Raw genomic sequence first — 838 nt, 5'->3', positions numbered from 1 at the left:
AGGGATTATACAGTTTGATGTATTACCATATTTATCCTATTTATAAGTTGAGATAATCTAGCACATGTCGTTATTATAATAATTTTGTAAACTAAAAGTTATATTTTTCACTAATGTTTAGTTACTAACTAAAATTTCCATTGACCTATACTTCTAAAATGTGCTTTACAGACTTAAATAGATAATTTCTATATTTATCCAGTAAAGTTAGATGCACTAAGGGTATAATTACTTAGATTTCTATTCACTTTTCCATGTTTTAAGAACTACTAAATAATGCTGTTTTATAGCATTGCATATTGGTTACATATTTGAATAGCTTATTTTTTATTTTACACTTTAAATTGATTAAGCTTATCTTTATTTCAACCTTTTCAAGGGTTAATCGAAGTAATAAATAAGTTATTATACCTGTTATCATTTGAATCCTTACAGCATTTTCACTATGTCCCAACGTTTTTTATAAAGCCATGCTATTTCTTCTGAACTATAACACATGAGATGAGTTACAAATGTAAGCTCTTTACCTGTGGAATCTATAATCTTTACAACCCTATAAAAATGCTTTGTAAAATTAATGGACTCTTTACTAAGGCGTACCTTCTTATCATATATAATAGTTAAACCTGCTGGTAACAACGGCTGGGCTTTGTTACATTGTGTGATAGGTAGATCTATGGCTTCTTTAAATTTGGCATTATTCTTAAGACGACTTACGAAGTAAATTTCCTTTGAAGTATAACTGTCAAATTTTTTATAGTCAATGTAGCCTTTATCACAAATTATGAAAATAAATCATACTTGCAAGGTGTTCATGTGTAAAAAATTTATTCTTTTT

At 27.3% G+C, this 838-nt stretch carries 1 protein-coding gene; it reads right to left on the bottom strand.

Features of this window, described 5'->3' with window-relative positions; genetic code table 11:
* Positions 1–429: 429 nt before the first annotated feature.
* Complete coding sequence (locus tag JCM14822_RS25345) at positions 430–783, bottom strand: transposase (RefSeq protein ID WP_408606230.1); 354 nt, start codon at positions 781–783, stop codon at positions 430–432.
* Positions 784–838 lie beyond the last annotated feature (55 nt).

Origin of the sequence: Cellulosilyticum ruminicola JCM 14822 (genome assembly GCF_001311925.1) — a bacterium.
Lineage (GTDB): Bacteria > Bacillota > Clostridia > Lachnospirales > Cellulosilyticaceae > Cellulosilyticum > Cellulosilyticum ruminicola.
The sequence above is the reverse complement of the archived record's forward strand: the minus strand, read 5'-3'. Positions and strand labels throughout refer to the sequence as shown.